This is a genomic window from Paralcaligenes ginsengisoli (genome assembly GCF_054781135.1).
On record NZ_BAAGUZ010000011.1, the window covers coordinates 70,479 to 84,086 of the forward strand.

Genomic DNA, 13,608 nt, shown 5'->3' on the forward strand with positions numbered 1-13,608 from the left:
TTTGCAATGAGTCCTGCCATGTCGATATCAAGCAGCCCAATTCGAATTCCCGACAAGCTCGCCGGCCGCGCTGCCACCGCAACGCCCGCCAACGCCTCGCTGCACCACATGCGATTGGCGATGCGCGACGGACAGCGCTTCGGGGCTGTGCTGGATACTGGACGACTATGGCTCACGGCCGCGGCCGGTTGCCTGCTGCAGCCCGAGGTGGGCGATCTGGTGCTGGCATCGGTCGTCGGCAATCAAGGCTATATCCTGACCGTGCTGGAACGGGCCAAACCCGACGAGCCGGCGGAAATTTCAGTTCCAGGCACGCTGCGTCTGAACCTGCCGCAGGGGAAGCTTGAAATTACCGCACGCCACGGAATAGCGCTAGACTCCGGCGCAGGAATGGAATTCAGCGCGCAGCAGTGGAGCGCCGCCTTCGAACAGGCGAATGTATCGTGCCAGACTCTGCACATATCGGGCGACGCCATCCAGAGTACCTGGCAGGCACGTACCGATGTCTGCGGCGGGACTCGATTGAATATTGCCGCTCGCAGCGAAACTCATTTCGGCTGCAGTGTGCGCAAAGTGACAGGCCACGAAGAGTCTTCCGCGCAATCGTTGCGCCAACTGGTTGATCGCGACTGGACACTGCAGGCCGGAACGGCCGATATGAACGCCCAGGATCGAGTGGCGCTGAATGCCGATTCGATTCAGATAGGATGAATCAGGAGATGACATCATGTTTATGCTGACCACCGGAGGGGCAATGACCAGCGCCACGGTCCCCGACATTTGCAAGACGCAGGTCGGACCCGCCGTCGTACCCATACCTTACCCGAATCTGGCCACGACGCTGGAGGCCAACCCGGGAGCCATAGTGGAAAATGTGCTTGTCGTGGCCATGCCCGCGCTTAACGTCGGTTCCTCGATTCTGATGAGCAACGGCGATCAGGCCGGAATCGAGGGCGGGGTTGTCAGCAGCGAAATCATGGGAGAAGTCATGTTCACCACTTCCAGCGTGTCCGTCATGGTCGGAGGCATGCCCGCCGTCCGGCTAACCGACATGACGACCCAGAATTCCGAAAATACAATCGGCCTGGCCGTCTCCCCCGGCGAGCAGGTCGTCGTCATGGCCATGAGCTAAGGAACCGATATGTCCGCACGGCACTATTCATTGCCTTTCTCATTGCTGCGTACCGCAGCCGTATTATGTTGCGTGGTGGCCCTGTCGGCCTGTTCGTCCAGCATGCTGGGCGGCTCGTCCAAGGCAGACGCCCTGAAAGCATTGAAGTGGACCTACGGCGCCGACGGCATACAGATCGATGTTCGAGCCAATCCGCAGCTGAACCTGTCCGAGGGACAGGCACATACACTTGCCCTGACCGTAGTTCAATTTGCCGATCCCACGGTATTTACCCCCTACTCCAGCGACCCGGCCAAGCTGACGCAGCTTCTGCTGGCCAACAGCGCGCCGGTGGGCATGCTTTCCCTGCAACGGCTGTTCATTGCTCCGGGCGAACAGCGCAGCATTTCGGTGCCTCGCGCTGAAAACGCCAAGTACGTGGGCCTGGCCGCAGGCTACTACCACCTGGACGCGCCGCGCAGCACGCGCCTTTACCGTATCGGCGTCGATATCGAATCCAGCGGGTTTCTCATCAAGAATCACAATGCAACGCCCACACCACTGAAAATCGACCTGCTTCTGGGCCCGAACAGCATTCTGGACGCGCCCGACAGCCGCATACCTTCGATCACTCCGACGCAGCCCGAAGCCGGTCTGGTACCCAACAAGGCAGCGACCGATTCCAAGACAACCCCTTCTAAAAAATGACCCAGGCAAGCAACGCATGAGCATCAATCGCAATCAACCGCTATTCTGGCATCAGGGCCTGTTCCTGCAGCCTCACCATTTCCAGTATCACGACGCCTGGATCGAGCAAACCCAGGCCCGCATGCTGGAATTGACGGCCCCCTGGATGTGGGGCCTGGGTGCCTTGAAGATCAGCGAGACGGCTCTCGCCGCGCGCCAACTGGTGGTCGAACAAGTTGCCGTGCGATGGCGCGACGGCGCTCTTACAGAAAGTCCGGGCAATGCGCTGATAGGCGCCCTGAGCTTCGAGCTGTCCGATTTTTCCAGCGGCCCGCGCACCGTATATATCGGCTTGCGGCGTCTTGAAGACGAACAGGTCAATGTCCAGACATATGAAAAGCTCGACGATGCCAGCCAGGCCGATGCCCGCCTGGTTGTCGCGGCGGATCCGCCCACCGTGCCCGATCGCTACACAGCCGGGCCGGCGGGACGCGTTGCCTTCATGAATTATGTGCTGCGCCTGTTCTGGGACGACGAACTGGAAAACCTGGGCCAATACGAATTGCTGCCGCTGGTTCGCCTGGAGCAGGATGGCGATGTCATTCGCATAAGCCCGAATTTTGTGCCTCCCTGCCTGAATCTGGCCGCATCGCCGGCCTTGCAGCAACTAGTGCGCGAACTGCGCGACGATGTCATCGGCCGCGCACGTCAACTGGAAATTTTCAAGCAACCCATGAACAGCCGCGCTGGCAATGATAGCCAGTTCGGGCCGGTATTGGCCTTGTCGGTTCTGAACCGCTACGGACCTCAGTTGAACGGCATGCTGGAAACGCCGCAGACACATCCCTGGCTCGTCTACAGCCTGCTGCGCCAATTGGTGGGCGAACTCAGCACCTTTTCGGAATACTGCGATTTGCTGGGCGAGACTCGCGACGGCCAACGGTTGATCGACACCTATCGCCATATGGAAATCGGCCCATCCCTGAAGGGCATTATCGATGTCACGCGCCGCCTGCTCAATGAAATCACGGTAGGGCCGGAAATGCTGGTCCACTTTGAACAGGATGGCGCCTCGTCGGACCTGTTCCGCGCTGAAATGCGGCCGGAGTTTTTCGGCGCCCGCCATCGTTATTATTTAATGGCCCGCAGCACGCTGGACCCCTTGGATCTTGGTCAAAAAATGGCGCTGGAAGCCAAACTCGGTGTGCCCGATCAAATAGAAACACTGATCACGCGCTCTTTGCCCGGCATCGAAATGCTTCCCCTGAAAACGCTGCCGCTGGGAATGCCTCGACGCGCCGGTGCAACGTACTTTCGCCTGGAAAGCTTATCGGAAGAATGGGATGCCGTTACACGTGCGGGAAGCCTGGCGCTGTTCCTGCCTGGCGCACCGGCCGATCTGCGCCTGGAACTGATTGTCATAAAAGGATGAAACCGTGCGTCTAGCTCAATTCTGGATACCTGCGATGGAAGCGGCTGGCGCTGCTGCGGACGATCCGGCGCAAACCACCACGACACTCGCTGAAAAAATGAAAACCATGCTGGATGACGCCAGCGCGCAAGCACTGAACCAAGGCTTCCAGTTGCCCGATATCCAGTCCGCGCTTTTTGCAGTCGTTGCGTGGATCGACGAACTGGCCATGACGCATACCTGGGCAGGAGCCTCCGCCTGGCGCATCGCACCTCTGCAGCGGCATTATTTCTCGACCACACGGGCCGGCACAGAATTCTTCGAACGGCTCGAAGCCTTGCCCGACGAGAACATAGAGGTACGTGAAATTTACGCACTGATGTTGCTGGCCGGATTCAACGGCCGCTATTCCCATCGCCCGGCGGGCGAACTCGCCGGATACCGCCAGAAAGTCCTGGCGCGCGTGGCACAGGAACGCGCAATGGCTCCTCTGGAGACAAACCAGCTGCTGTTTCCCATGGCGGGCCTGGAGGCCAAGGCACCTGCGCAGCCGGCACGCAACAGCGGCCCGTCCTACCCTGCCTTTTTGCTGGTCGCTCTGCCTCTGTTCTGCCTGCTCATTCTTTATTTTTTCCTGAATCACGGCGTCGATCAACAGGCGGCACAACTGCTGGGCCCGCTTACATCCACTCTCAAGCCATGAAACCGACTTTCTTTTTACTGCTGCAATGATAAAAAAACTATTCGTCCTACTCGCCTGCTTGATCGGCTTCGTTGTCCTCGCATTGGCCTGCTGGATACTGGGATTGTATTTGGGCTGGCCCGAGTGGCGATGGGTCCTGGTGTTCATCGCCCTGCTGGCAGGAGGGTGGGTTCTGGCCTGGCTGCGGCGGCGCTGGCTGGCCTGGCGCCTGCGCCGCAGGCTGGCGCGCCCCGTCGGCAACAGCGGCGCTGTCGACCTGAAGCATGTCGACAAAGACTGGAAGGCGGGAATACACACACTCAAACAATCCCGTCTGTCGCGCTTTGGATCGCCTCTCTACGTGCTGCCATGGTTCCTTTCATTGGGCAATGAAGCCAGCGGCAAATCCGATTTACTGCAACGCATCTCGGGAGCCGCTCCCGTCCATGCCGAAAGCGACGAACCGCCCGCATTGCGTTGGTGGCTATTGCGCAACGGCGTCGTACTGGACCCGGCCGACGACCTGAGCGACGATAACGCCATACCCGGCTCCCAGTACTGGCGCCGCCTGCTGCACTGGATGATGCACACCCGCCGCCGCGAACCGCTCAATGGTGTAATCGCGACCCTGGGCGTCGAATGGCTCATGCTCAGCGACGATACCGAACTGGCCGAGACCGGCCGCAGGCTGCGTAAAAGGCTGGACGAACTCACCCGAATCTACGATGTACGCATGCCGGTCTACCTTGTACTGACCGGCTGCGAAACATTTCCAGGCTTTCGCGCCTGGGGAGAATCGCTCGATCCCGAACTACGCAATCAGCCTATGGGCTATTTGAGCGCCGACTCGCAAGTCAGCGCGGCGCAATTCATTGCCAAGGCATTCGCAAGCCTGGTGCAGCGGATGCTCGACCTGCGCATTCTGCAAGGCATGCGCAAGCTCCCCGACAACACCGCCTTCGGATTGCCGGAACGATTGAATCTGTTGGCATCGCGCCTGGACAAGGTCATGCACTCCGCATTTCAGGCAACGCCTTATGCGGAAACACCTTTGCTGCAGGGTTTGTTTCTAACCGCCAAGCCGGGCGAGGCCAGCGAGACGGGCTGGTTCATGCCCGAGCTTTTCGACCGGCTGCTGCCCATGCAGCGCCATGCCTGGAAACCCATCGAACGCTGGCGCCACTGGCGCCGCCTGCTGCGGCATGCTGCCGTAATCGCCTGGCTAGTCGTGTGCGTTGGAGTGGCTCTTGTGCTGATACAGGGCGCCCGGGTCGCCAGACATCAGTTGGCCGGCATCAACGATATGGCCCAAAGCCAATTTTCCGGCAAGCTCGGCCCCGATCTCGCGGTACTGCAACGCACTCGCGACACCATCCTTACCTTGCAGGAGCGGCGCGACTGGAAAACCCGGTGGCTACCCTTCCAGCGGAATGTGGATACGGTGGAAAACACCTTGCGCGCACACTATATCGATAACTTCCAGAAGCATATTATCAACGCGCAGCTCGACCCCCTGCTGAGCACCAGCCTGCCTTTAATTCCACACGAAAAAAACGATCTGCTTCTCGCTGCCTGGGCGCAAACCCTGGTGCGCCGCATCAACCTGATCAACGGCGCTTTACAGAAGCAAGACATCTCGCAGTTGCCCGCGCCGGGCCCCGAATTGTCCGAAATATACAAAAGCACCGGAGCATCGGCACCCAGCGGGGTCGATATCCAGATGCTGGGCGATCTGTATCGGCATTTCCTTGCATGGCAAATCAACCCCGATCTGCTCGCCGAGAATCGCGATGCATTGCGCCATACCCTGAATGGCCTGGAGCTACCGGACCGGCCCATACAATGGATCTATTCGTGGGTGCAACTCCAGGGGTATCTGTCGCCGATACGCATTACCGACTACTGGAACATTCCGCAAACCAGCGACCAGGTCGAGATCCCCGCGGCGCTCACCTCCGACGGCGAACGCGCCGTCTCGGCATTCCTTGCCCAGATTGGCTCCGCCAGCGGCAACACAGCCGTCTGGGAGGAACGCCATGCAACCTTTGAACAACATTATCTTCAGGCTGGCCTGAAATACTGGCACGAATTTGTCGTGAATTTCCCCTATGCGGCAGATCGGCTACCCGACGAAAACTCACGACGTGCGGTCCTGTCCGCCCTGATGGGCCGCAACGGCCCCTACAGCCGGCTGGTAAGCGATCTTGCCACGGTCGGAAGCCGAGTGCCGCAGGAGAAACGGCCGGAATGGGTCAGGCAGGTTATCCACCTTGAAAATCTGGTCAAACTGGCAGAGGAATCCCCAAAAACCGGGTTGTCGGGCGCCTTGCAAAAGGCCAGCATAGTCAATGGCCTGGGTGCGGACGTGCTGCAACACCTGCCCAAAGGCGGGTCACTGAAGAGCCTGGATTACCTGCGCAACGACCAACAGTCCCTCGACACGCTGAATGCCTACCATAAAGGGGTCCAGGCAAGCATTACACCTCTGCTTCAAGGCCAGGGCACCGCAATGCAGGCTGCCGTGCAGATCTGGTCTTTCGGCCACGATCCGAACGTCAAGGCGGTGCCTTTGATCGATGCCAAACAATCCTTCGACGCACTGCGCAAACAAATAGGCGGCGTCCCCGATTCGAGCACCGACCCGATCTGGAAACTGATGCAGGGCCCGCTCGACTTTACGCTGGACTATGCCGGCCGGTCGGCCGCCTGCGGCTTGCAGAGCGAGTGGGAAAGCTCGGTAGTCAGCGCCGTTCAAGGCGTTACCGATGTCGGACTGATCAATAAGCTGCTTTATGGAGATCGCGGCCAGGTAAAAGCATTCCTCGACGGGCCAATCAAGAATTTCGTCGATCGCGGCACCATTCGGTATACTCCGCGCCTGGCCATGGGCCGGGAAATCGCGTTGAACGGCCAATTCTATGCATTTGCCAATCACTCGCAATTGAGCCAGGTAACACTGCTGGTCGATCAGCGCAAGAACGAAAGCTCACAGGCCAAGGTTGCCGCCCTGACGCAGCAGAATGCCGCGCTCGAGCAGCAAATCGCCAAGCAGGAAGCCACCGTTGCCAGCGTGGCGCTGAGCACGGTACCCGCGTTGGTCAATCCGGGTGCCCGCGTTTTGCCGCAGAGTGTCACACTTAGTGTGCAATGCGCCTCCAAGACCCTGACGCTGGAAAACCTGAATTTTCCAAACAGTGCGATCTTTCCGTGGTCGCTGGCAACGTGCGGCGATACCGTGCTGACAATACAGATCGGGGACCTCAGCCTGGTCAAGCGCTGGGGAGGCGCTCGCGGATTCATCGATTTCCTGCGTGAATTTTCCAGCGGCCAGCATCGCTATACTCCTGGAGATTTTCCCGCCAATGCAAAATCGCTGAATGCGGCCAACATCAAATTCATTCTGCTGACATATAGCCAGCAGGGACAAGCCCCGCTACTTGCCGCCTTCCAGGAAGCAGACCGCCTGAGCGCACAGCTTGCACAGAACAAAGATCAGATCGCCGCGCTCGATCCACCGGCCGGCGCCACGGCTCCGCCTCAGGCCAGCCTCCTCCTGCCCGAACGCATCGTCTCGGTCTGCATGGGCCCGGTCAATGCCGTGGCGCCTGTTCCCGCGCCCGCGGCGCCAGTCGAGCAGATCAAGCCGCCGCAAAAACCAAAACCGCCGCTCCCAGGCAAACCCGTTCGGGCCGCCTTGCAGCCTTCCGGCCCGGAATCCTATTCTGTGCAGGTTGGCGTGTTCGAGCATGCCGAAGACGTGCTCAAGGCCCTGGATGCGAACCACTACAAAACCATGGAAGCTCCCATACGTTTGAACGGCAAGGAATATACCAACGTCGTGGTCCGTGGCTACAAGACCAGACAGGAGGCCGACGCCGCCGCGCAGAAAATAGGCGATCTGCTGAAACTTAAACCTCAAGTCATCCGGCACCGCGAACCATGATGCGGGATTAAAAGGAGATTGCCATGTGGTCATACCTTTCCAATGCGATTTTTTTCCTCATCGTCGGCTTCGGATTGGGTCGCCTGCGCTGGTACGGCGTTTATCACAGGCTACTGGGCAAACGGACCAAGATCCGTGCATCCAGGCCAGGCTATCACATGCACTGAAAAGCCTCGGAGTTCCGGGCCATCCAGGCCGCTATTCTGTTTCCCACGAAGGAGCCTCAACCAGAAAAGGATTCTATCCATGAATACACATTCGAATACCCCATCCGCCTGCGCAGATGAATTTCCCGTCGATCGCCGCATCAGGGCGTTTCTGAACATACTCAATTCGGGTGGAGGAAAGCCGCTGGAGCAATTGTCGCCCCTTGAAGCGCGTGCCGTCCTGGCCGGCGCGCAGGCCAGTGTGCCGCTGCAGCTTCCCAGGGCCGATGTTTCCGAAAAAACCATTACAGCCGACGGCCACACTCTCCGGCTGACCATCGTGCGCCCCTTCGGAGCCAAGGGAGTCTTGCCGGCATTCATGTTCTTTCACGGCGGCGGCTGGGTACTGGGCGACTACCCGACGCACGAACGCCTGGTGCGGGACCTGGTGGCCGGGTCGGGCGCGGTAGCGGTTTTTGTAAACTACACGCCCTCACCCGATGCTCATTACCCCGTACCGACCAGCCAGGCTTATGCCGCCACAAAATGGGTGGCCGAGCATGGGCACGAAATCGATGTCGACGGCACGCGACTGGCCGTTGCCGGCAACAGTGTGGGCGGCAACATGGCCGCAGTTGTCAGCATCATGGCCAGGGAAAAAGGCACGCCCGAGCTTAAAGCCCAGGTCCTGCTCTGGCCGGTGACCAATGCCGACTTCGAATCGGCGTCGTACAGGCAAATACCCGACGGCTATTTTCTGACAAGAAGCATGATGCAATGGTTCTGGGACAACTACGCGCCCGATGCGAGCCAACGCCAGGAAATTCACGCGTCGCCCTTGCAGGCCAGTCTCGATCAATTGAAAGGCCTACCCCCCGCCCTGATTCAAACGGCCGAATTCGATGTGTTGCGCGACGAAGGAGAAGCCTATGGGCGCAAGCTTGACGCCGCCGGCGTGGATGTTACCGTCACGCGCTATAACGGCCTGATCCACGACTGGGGCCTGCTCAATGCCCTGGCCGACGTTCCCGCTACGAAAATCTCCATGCGGCAGGCCGCCACGGAATTACGCACCCGCCTGGGCAAGTGATGCCGGCCCGGAAGGCCGGCATCCCAACGGGCCTTTAAAGCTGGATCCTGGTGCCCAGCACCGCCAGGAACTGCGCCATCCAGGCAGGATGGGCCGGCCACGCCGGCGCGGTAACCAGATTGCCGTCGGTATGCGCCTGATCAATGGCTATCTCGGCATACGTGCCGCCAGCCAGCCTGACTTCGGCGGCGCAAGCCGGGTAGGCCGAGCAGGTGCGCCCTTTTAAAATTCCTGCGGCAGCCAGGATTTGCGCGCCGTGGCACACCGCCGCTATCGGCTTTTTAGCCGAGTCGAAATGACGCACAATATCGAGCACCCTGGCGTTCATGCGCAGATACTCCGGCGCCCGTCCGCCGGGTATCACCAGCCCATCGTATTGCGCAGGATCCACTTTGTCGAAATCGTAATTGAGCGCAAAGCGATGGCCGGGCTTTTCACTATAGGTTTGCGCACCTTCAAAATCGTGGATTGCCGTGGCAACCGAATCCCCAGCCTTTTTATCCGGACACACGGCATGCACAACATGCCCCACCGTCAGCAAAGTCTGGAACGGGACCATGGTTTCGTAGTCTTCGGCGTAATCGCCCACCAGCATCAATAATTTCTTGCTCATGTTCAATATCCTCACGCAATGTGTACTTATAGGAGATGCATTTCAACATCAACACCCACTGTAGCGCCATTTGTTCAACAACTTTGTGACAGGATGCCGAAGATCGGGCCGATTTTTCAGTATTTCCGATTATTGGCCAAATCCGCTAAAAATCCGCCGGTTTTTCATTATACTTTTCGTTTTGGTATATGGAGTTCCGGATGGAGTTGCTGCTGGACCCCACCATGTGGGTCGGCTTGCTGACGCTGGTCGTGCTGGAAATTGTCCTGGGCATCGACAATTTGATTTTCATTGCCATTCTGGCCGATAAACTACCCGCGGCACAACGCGACAAAGCGCGCATCATAGGCTTGTCGCTGGCGTTGCTCATGCGACTGGCCCTGCTTTCTGTCGTGTCGTGGGCATTCGCCCTGACCACGCCACTGGTCTCCATTGGCCCGTTCGATTTTTCGGGGCGCGACCTGATATTGATTCTGGGCGGATTTTTCCTGGTGTTCAAAGGCACCACGGAAATGCACGAGCGCATCGAAGGCAAAGCCCCCCAGGCCAGCGGGGCGCGCCTTCATGCGGGCTTCTGGGTCATCGTGACCCAGATAGTGGTCCTGGACGCGGTATTTTCCCTCGATGCGGTCATAACAGCCGTAGGCATGGTCAACCAGATTGAAATCATGATGGCTGCCGTAATCATTGCCGTCGCCGCCATGGCGGTTGCCTCCAAGCCGCTCACCCGGCTGGTCAATGCCCACCCCACCGTCATTGTCCTGTGCCTGGGTTTTTTGCTCATGATCGGCTTTGCGCTGGTGGCCGAAGGGTTCGGCTTCAATGTGCCCAAAGGCTACCTATATGCCGCCATCGGTTTTGCCGTCTTGATCGAAGCGCTGAATCAAATCGCCCGCCGCAACCTCATGACGGCGAATTCCCGCCGCCCCATGCGGGAGCGTACAGCCGAAGGCATTATGCGCATGCTGGGCAAGCGCCCTGTCGTCCAGGACGAATCCCCGGAAACCGATCTCGCCGCCGCCCAGGGCCAGGTTCCGTTCGGCGTCGAAGAACGCAATATGGTCAGCGGAGTACTCAAGCTGGCGGACCGCAGCATCCACTCCATCATGACGCCGCGCACCGATATCAGCTGGATCAACCTGGACGACGACGCACGGGACATCGAAAAGAACATTAAAAATACCCCGCACGGCTTCTTCCCGGTTTGCCGGGGCTCGCTGGACGAGATCATCGGCATCGGCCGCGCCAAAGACATGATGAGCGACCTCATCCTGCTCGGAAAAATAAAAGTGCAGGGCTTGCGTCCGCCCATCATCGTGCACGAATCCATCCCCATCCTGGATCTGATCCATACGCTCAAGCGCGCCCGAGGGCAACTGGTGATCGTCACAGATGAATTCGGCACCATCGAAGGGCTGGTGACTCCCATCGACGTTTTCGAGGCCATAGCCGGCGACTTCCCCGACGAAGACGAAGCCCCAGACATACTCGCCGACGGGGAAAACCGCTGGAAAGTCGACGGCTCCACCGATCTGCACCAGCTTGAACAAGAACTGGAGATCGACGGCCTGGTCAACGAATCCGACGACTACACCACCCTGGCCGGCTACCTGCTGAACCAGTTCGGGCGCCTGCCCGAGCCAGGCGACGAATACACGCTTATGCAGGCCCACGGCCACATCCGCTTTGAAATCCTGCACATCGACGGGCACCGGATCGCCCGGGTGCGGATCGAACGGCGGCGCGACGAACCCGAGGCGGGACAAGGCCAGGCCGCCTGACATAGCGCAAAATTGAAGGCTCGGTCAGAATGGGAAAGGGGTTAGCTCCTGAAAGTAGCTAACCCCTTGATTTTATTGGTCGGGGCGAAAGGATTCGAACCTTCGACCCTCTGGTCCCAAACCAGATGCGCTACCAGACTGCGCTACGCCCCGAAAAGTCCATGATCATACCAGATTGCCGGGGCGCCGTCTTGGTAGCTTGCACAATCAGCCCCGTGAAAGAAATGGCCTTGAGCATGCAAATAAGCACGGCTCAGAGTTCAGTCTGTACCCACCCTAATGAATGGCTTCACCTGACACGCCAGCCCAATCACGCGCAAAGACCATAAAGGCCCTGTAGAGCCTGGCGTTTCACCGCCGCCGCGGGTCGGTCAAGACACCTGCTGGTAATAGATATTCTGCGGATGTTGCGCCTCGGCAAAGAAGAACCACCGTTCGGCGACCAAGCCGGCATACTGAACCACGAAAGCGACAAGCAGCAAGGCGACGGGCGTTGGCAAGAACAGCGACAGCACCAGCAAGATGAAAGGAACGAGGAACGCGCCAAGCAAAAAACCGTATTTGACCGTCTGCAGCGTGCGCGGGGATTTGCCGTGAAAGAACTCCCGCATATTGAACGTGCTTCCGGTAAAGCCGCGGGACTTCTGAACCACTTTCTGCGCCACAATACCTGTGGCGCTTTGCACCGTCGACTTGGGCCGCAGCCGGGCATTGCGAGCCAGCGAGGCCAGCCGCGACAGGCATCCGGCCACCGTCAACACACACGCGCAAAGCGCCAGGTTCCCTGCGAGCCATGGAGCGAAACACGCGGCGCACAGCGCTGCCAGGGTGAAGCCCGAAGCGCAGCCCAGCAACACGAAATTCACCATCGTCCAGGGGCTTGCCCATTCCTGCAGAAAACGCAGGCACGAATAGATCATGGCCGTGCACACGAACAGCACTGCTGCGGCAAGCACAGTGACGATTCCCAGGGCCAGCGTATAGCCTTGCGGCAGGCTCAGCGCATGGGCGCCGCCATACATGAATGCAAGCGCAAGAAACACCGGCAAGGCAAGACATTCGCGCGACAGCCATGATGTACGCCACATGGCAATCGCACGCCAGGCGCGCTCCGGGTGCCCCAGATGGAAAAATGACGCCAACAGGCCCAGACCGCCAAGCACGACGGCCGTGGCCACCCCGGCAACATAGAATGCCGGCGCAGGTGGCGCCAGCACGCCCGCGCCAGCCGCAAGCTCCATCGCGACCAGCGCCAGGATCAGCCCTTGCGCAGCGCCGCATAATGTTGTCAAGAACACGACCGAAAAGGCGGGCCGCATTGCACTCTCCTTGCTGATAGGTCTGCGCAGGCCCGGTGCGGGCTGCGCGACCTCACCACGTTGTGTAGGCGATTAATCGAACATCAGGCATGCGCCGCCACAGACGCAAGATGCAGATGGCCACTTTCGAGCTGCCCTTCCAGGCTCTCGGCTTGCGGCTGCGACGCTGAGCCGCAGGAACATGTGTGCGTCGAGCATCCATGCGCTTCAGTCTTGCGCCGCGGCAGGTAATGATTGGCCGGGTGCGTGCCCCATTCGGGCATTAGCTGATAGCCGCCGCGCTCGCGGATGGCCTGCGAAACCTCTGAATCCGGATCGTGGATATCGCCGAACAGCCGCGCCGAAGTCGGACAGGCGAGCACGCACGCGGGCTTGCGGTCAGGCTCGGGCAGCGCTTCGTTGCCGATACGATCCGCACACAGCGTGCATTTGGTCATTTCCTTGCGCTTCGGATCCAGTTCGCGCGCCCCATAAGGACAGGCCCAGGCACAATAATTACAGCCTATGCATTTGTCGTAATCGACCAGGACCAAACCGTCTCCCTCGCGTTTGTAACTGGCGCCGGTGGGGCAAACCGGCACGCACGGGGGATCTTCGCAGTGCAGGCAGGATTTGGGAAAATGGATCGTATCCGTTGCCGGGAACTCGCCAGCCTCGTAGGTCTGCACCCGGTTGAAGAACGTGCCTTCGGGATCGGCATCGTACGGTTGCAAGTCGGCCAGGCTACCGGCCTCGCCCGATGTGTTCCATTCCTTGCAGCTCGTCACGCACGCATGGCAACCCACACATACATTCAAGTCGATTACCAGCGCCATCTGGGTCATA

Annotated in this window: 12 protein-coding genes and 1 tRNA gene; 9 read left to right on the forward strand and 4 right to left on the reverse strand. The window is 59.4% G+C overall.

The window, feature by feature from the left end; translation table 11 throughout:
• Window positions 1-18 precede the first annotated feature (18 nt).
• The 8 genes from ACYVIS_RS07685 (at window position 19) to ACYVIS_RS07720 (ending at window position 9,070) form a co-directional block, all read left to right on the forward strand.
• Window positions 19-711 carry a DUF3540 domain-containing protein gene (locus tag ACYVIS_RS07685; RefSeq protein WP_232744025.1) on the forward strand — a complete coding sequence of 231 codons (693 nt, stop codon included), beginning with the start codon at window positions 19-21 and terminating at the stop codon, window positions 709-711.
• 16 nt (window positions 712-727) lie between these two features.
• Window positions 728-1,132 (forward strand): DUF4150 domain-containing protein, encoded by a 405-nt coding sequence (locus tag ACYVIS_RS07690; protein ID WP_232744026.1) that lies wholly within the window; start codon window positions 728-730, stop codon window positions 1,130-1,132.
• 9 nt (window positions 1,133-1,141) lie between these two features.
• Window positions 1,142-1,819: a type VI secretion system lipoprotein TssJ gene (gene tssJ / locus ACYVIS_RS07695; RefSeq protein ID WP_232744027.1), complete on the forward strand. Its 678-nt coding sequence runs from the start codon at window positions 1,142-1,144 to the stop codon at window positions 1,817-1,819.
• 16 nt (window positions 1,820-1,835) lie between these two features.
• Window positions 1,836-3,230 (forward strand): type VI secretion system baseplate subunit TssK, encoded by a 1,395-nt coding sequence (gene tssK, locus ACYVIS_RS07700; RefSeq protein ID WP_460873678.1) that lies wholly within the window; start codon window positions 1,836-1,838, stop codon window positions 3,228-3,230.
• A gap of 4 nt (window positions 3,231-3,234) precedes the next feature.
• Window positions 3,235-3,912 carry a DotU family type IV/VI secretion system protein gene (locus ACYVIS_RS07705; RefSeq protein ID WP_232744029.1) on the forward strand — a complete coding sequence of 226 codons (678 nt, stop codon included), beginning with the start codon at window positions 3,235-3,237 and terminating at the stop codon, window positions 3,910-3,912.
• Window positions 3,913-4,015: 103 nt separating this feature from the next.
• Complete coding sequence (locus ACYVIS_RS07710; RefSeq protein ID WP_460873679.1) at window positions 4,016-7,834, forward strand: SPOR domain-containing protein; 3,819 nt, start codon at window positions 4,016-4,018, stop codon at window positions 7,832-7,834.
• Between the two features lie 23 nt (window positions 7,835-7,857).
• A complete protein-coding gene (locus tag ACYVIS_RS07715; RefSeq protein ID WP_232744031.1) occupies window positions 7,858-8,001 on the forward strand; it encodes a hypothetical protein in 144 nt (47 codons plus the stop codon).
• 79 nt (window positions 8,002-8,080) lie between these two features.
• Window positions 8,081-9,070, forward strand: coding sequence for an alpha/beta hydrolase (locus ACYVIS_RS07720; RefSeq protein WP_232744032.1), 990 nt, complete (start codon window positions 8,081-8,083; stop codon window positions 9,068-9,070).
• Window positions 9,071-9,104: 34 nt separating this feature from the next.
• On the opposite strand, the gene ACYVIS_RS07725 is transcribed toward ACYVIS_RS07720, so the two are convergent.
• Entirely contained in the window at window positions 9,105-9,683 is a 579-nt protein-coding gene (locus ACYVIS_RS07725; protein ID WP_232744033.1) for a DJ-1/PfpI family protein, read from the reverse strand.
• A gap of 200 nt (window positions 9,684-9,883) precedes the next feature.
• Here ACYVIS_RS07725 and ACYVIS_RS07730 point away from each other — a divergent pair, with 200 nt between their 5' ends.
• Window positions 9,884-11,464, forward strand: coding sequence for a TerC family protein (locus tag ACYVIS_RS07730; protein WP_460873680.1), 1,581 nt, complete (start codon window positions 9,884-9,886; stop codon window positions 11,462-11,464).
• A gap of 76 nt (window positions 11,465-11,540) precedes the next feature.
• On the opposite strand, the gene ACYVIS_RS07735 is transcribed toward ACYVIS_RS07730, so the two are convergent.
• From ACYVIS_RS07735 to ACYVIS_RS07745, 3 genes are all read right to left on the reverse strand, one after another.
• A tRNA-Pro gene (locus ACYVIS_RS07735) sits at window positions 11,541-11,617 on the reverse strand.
• Window positions 11,618-11,835: 218 nt separating this feature from the next.
• Window positions 11,836-12,783 carry a dimethyl sulfoxide reductase anchor subunit family protein gene (locus tag ACYVIS_RS07740; RefSeq protein ID WP_460873681.1) on the reverse strand — a complete coding sequence of 316 codons (948 nt, stop codon included), beginning with the start codon at window positions 12,781-12,783 and terminating at the stop codon, window positions 11,836-11,838.
• Between the two features lie 83 nt (window positions 12,784-12,866).
• Window positions 12,867-13,607 (reverse strand): 4Fe-4S dicluster domain-containing protein, encoded by a 741-nt coding sequence (locus ACYVIS_RS07745; RefSeq protein WP_460873682.1) that lies wholly within the window; start codon window positions 13,605-13,607, stop codon window positions 12,867-12,869.
• Window position 13,608 lies beyond the last annotated feature (1 nt).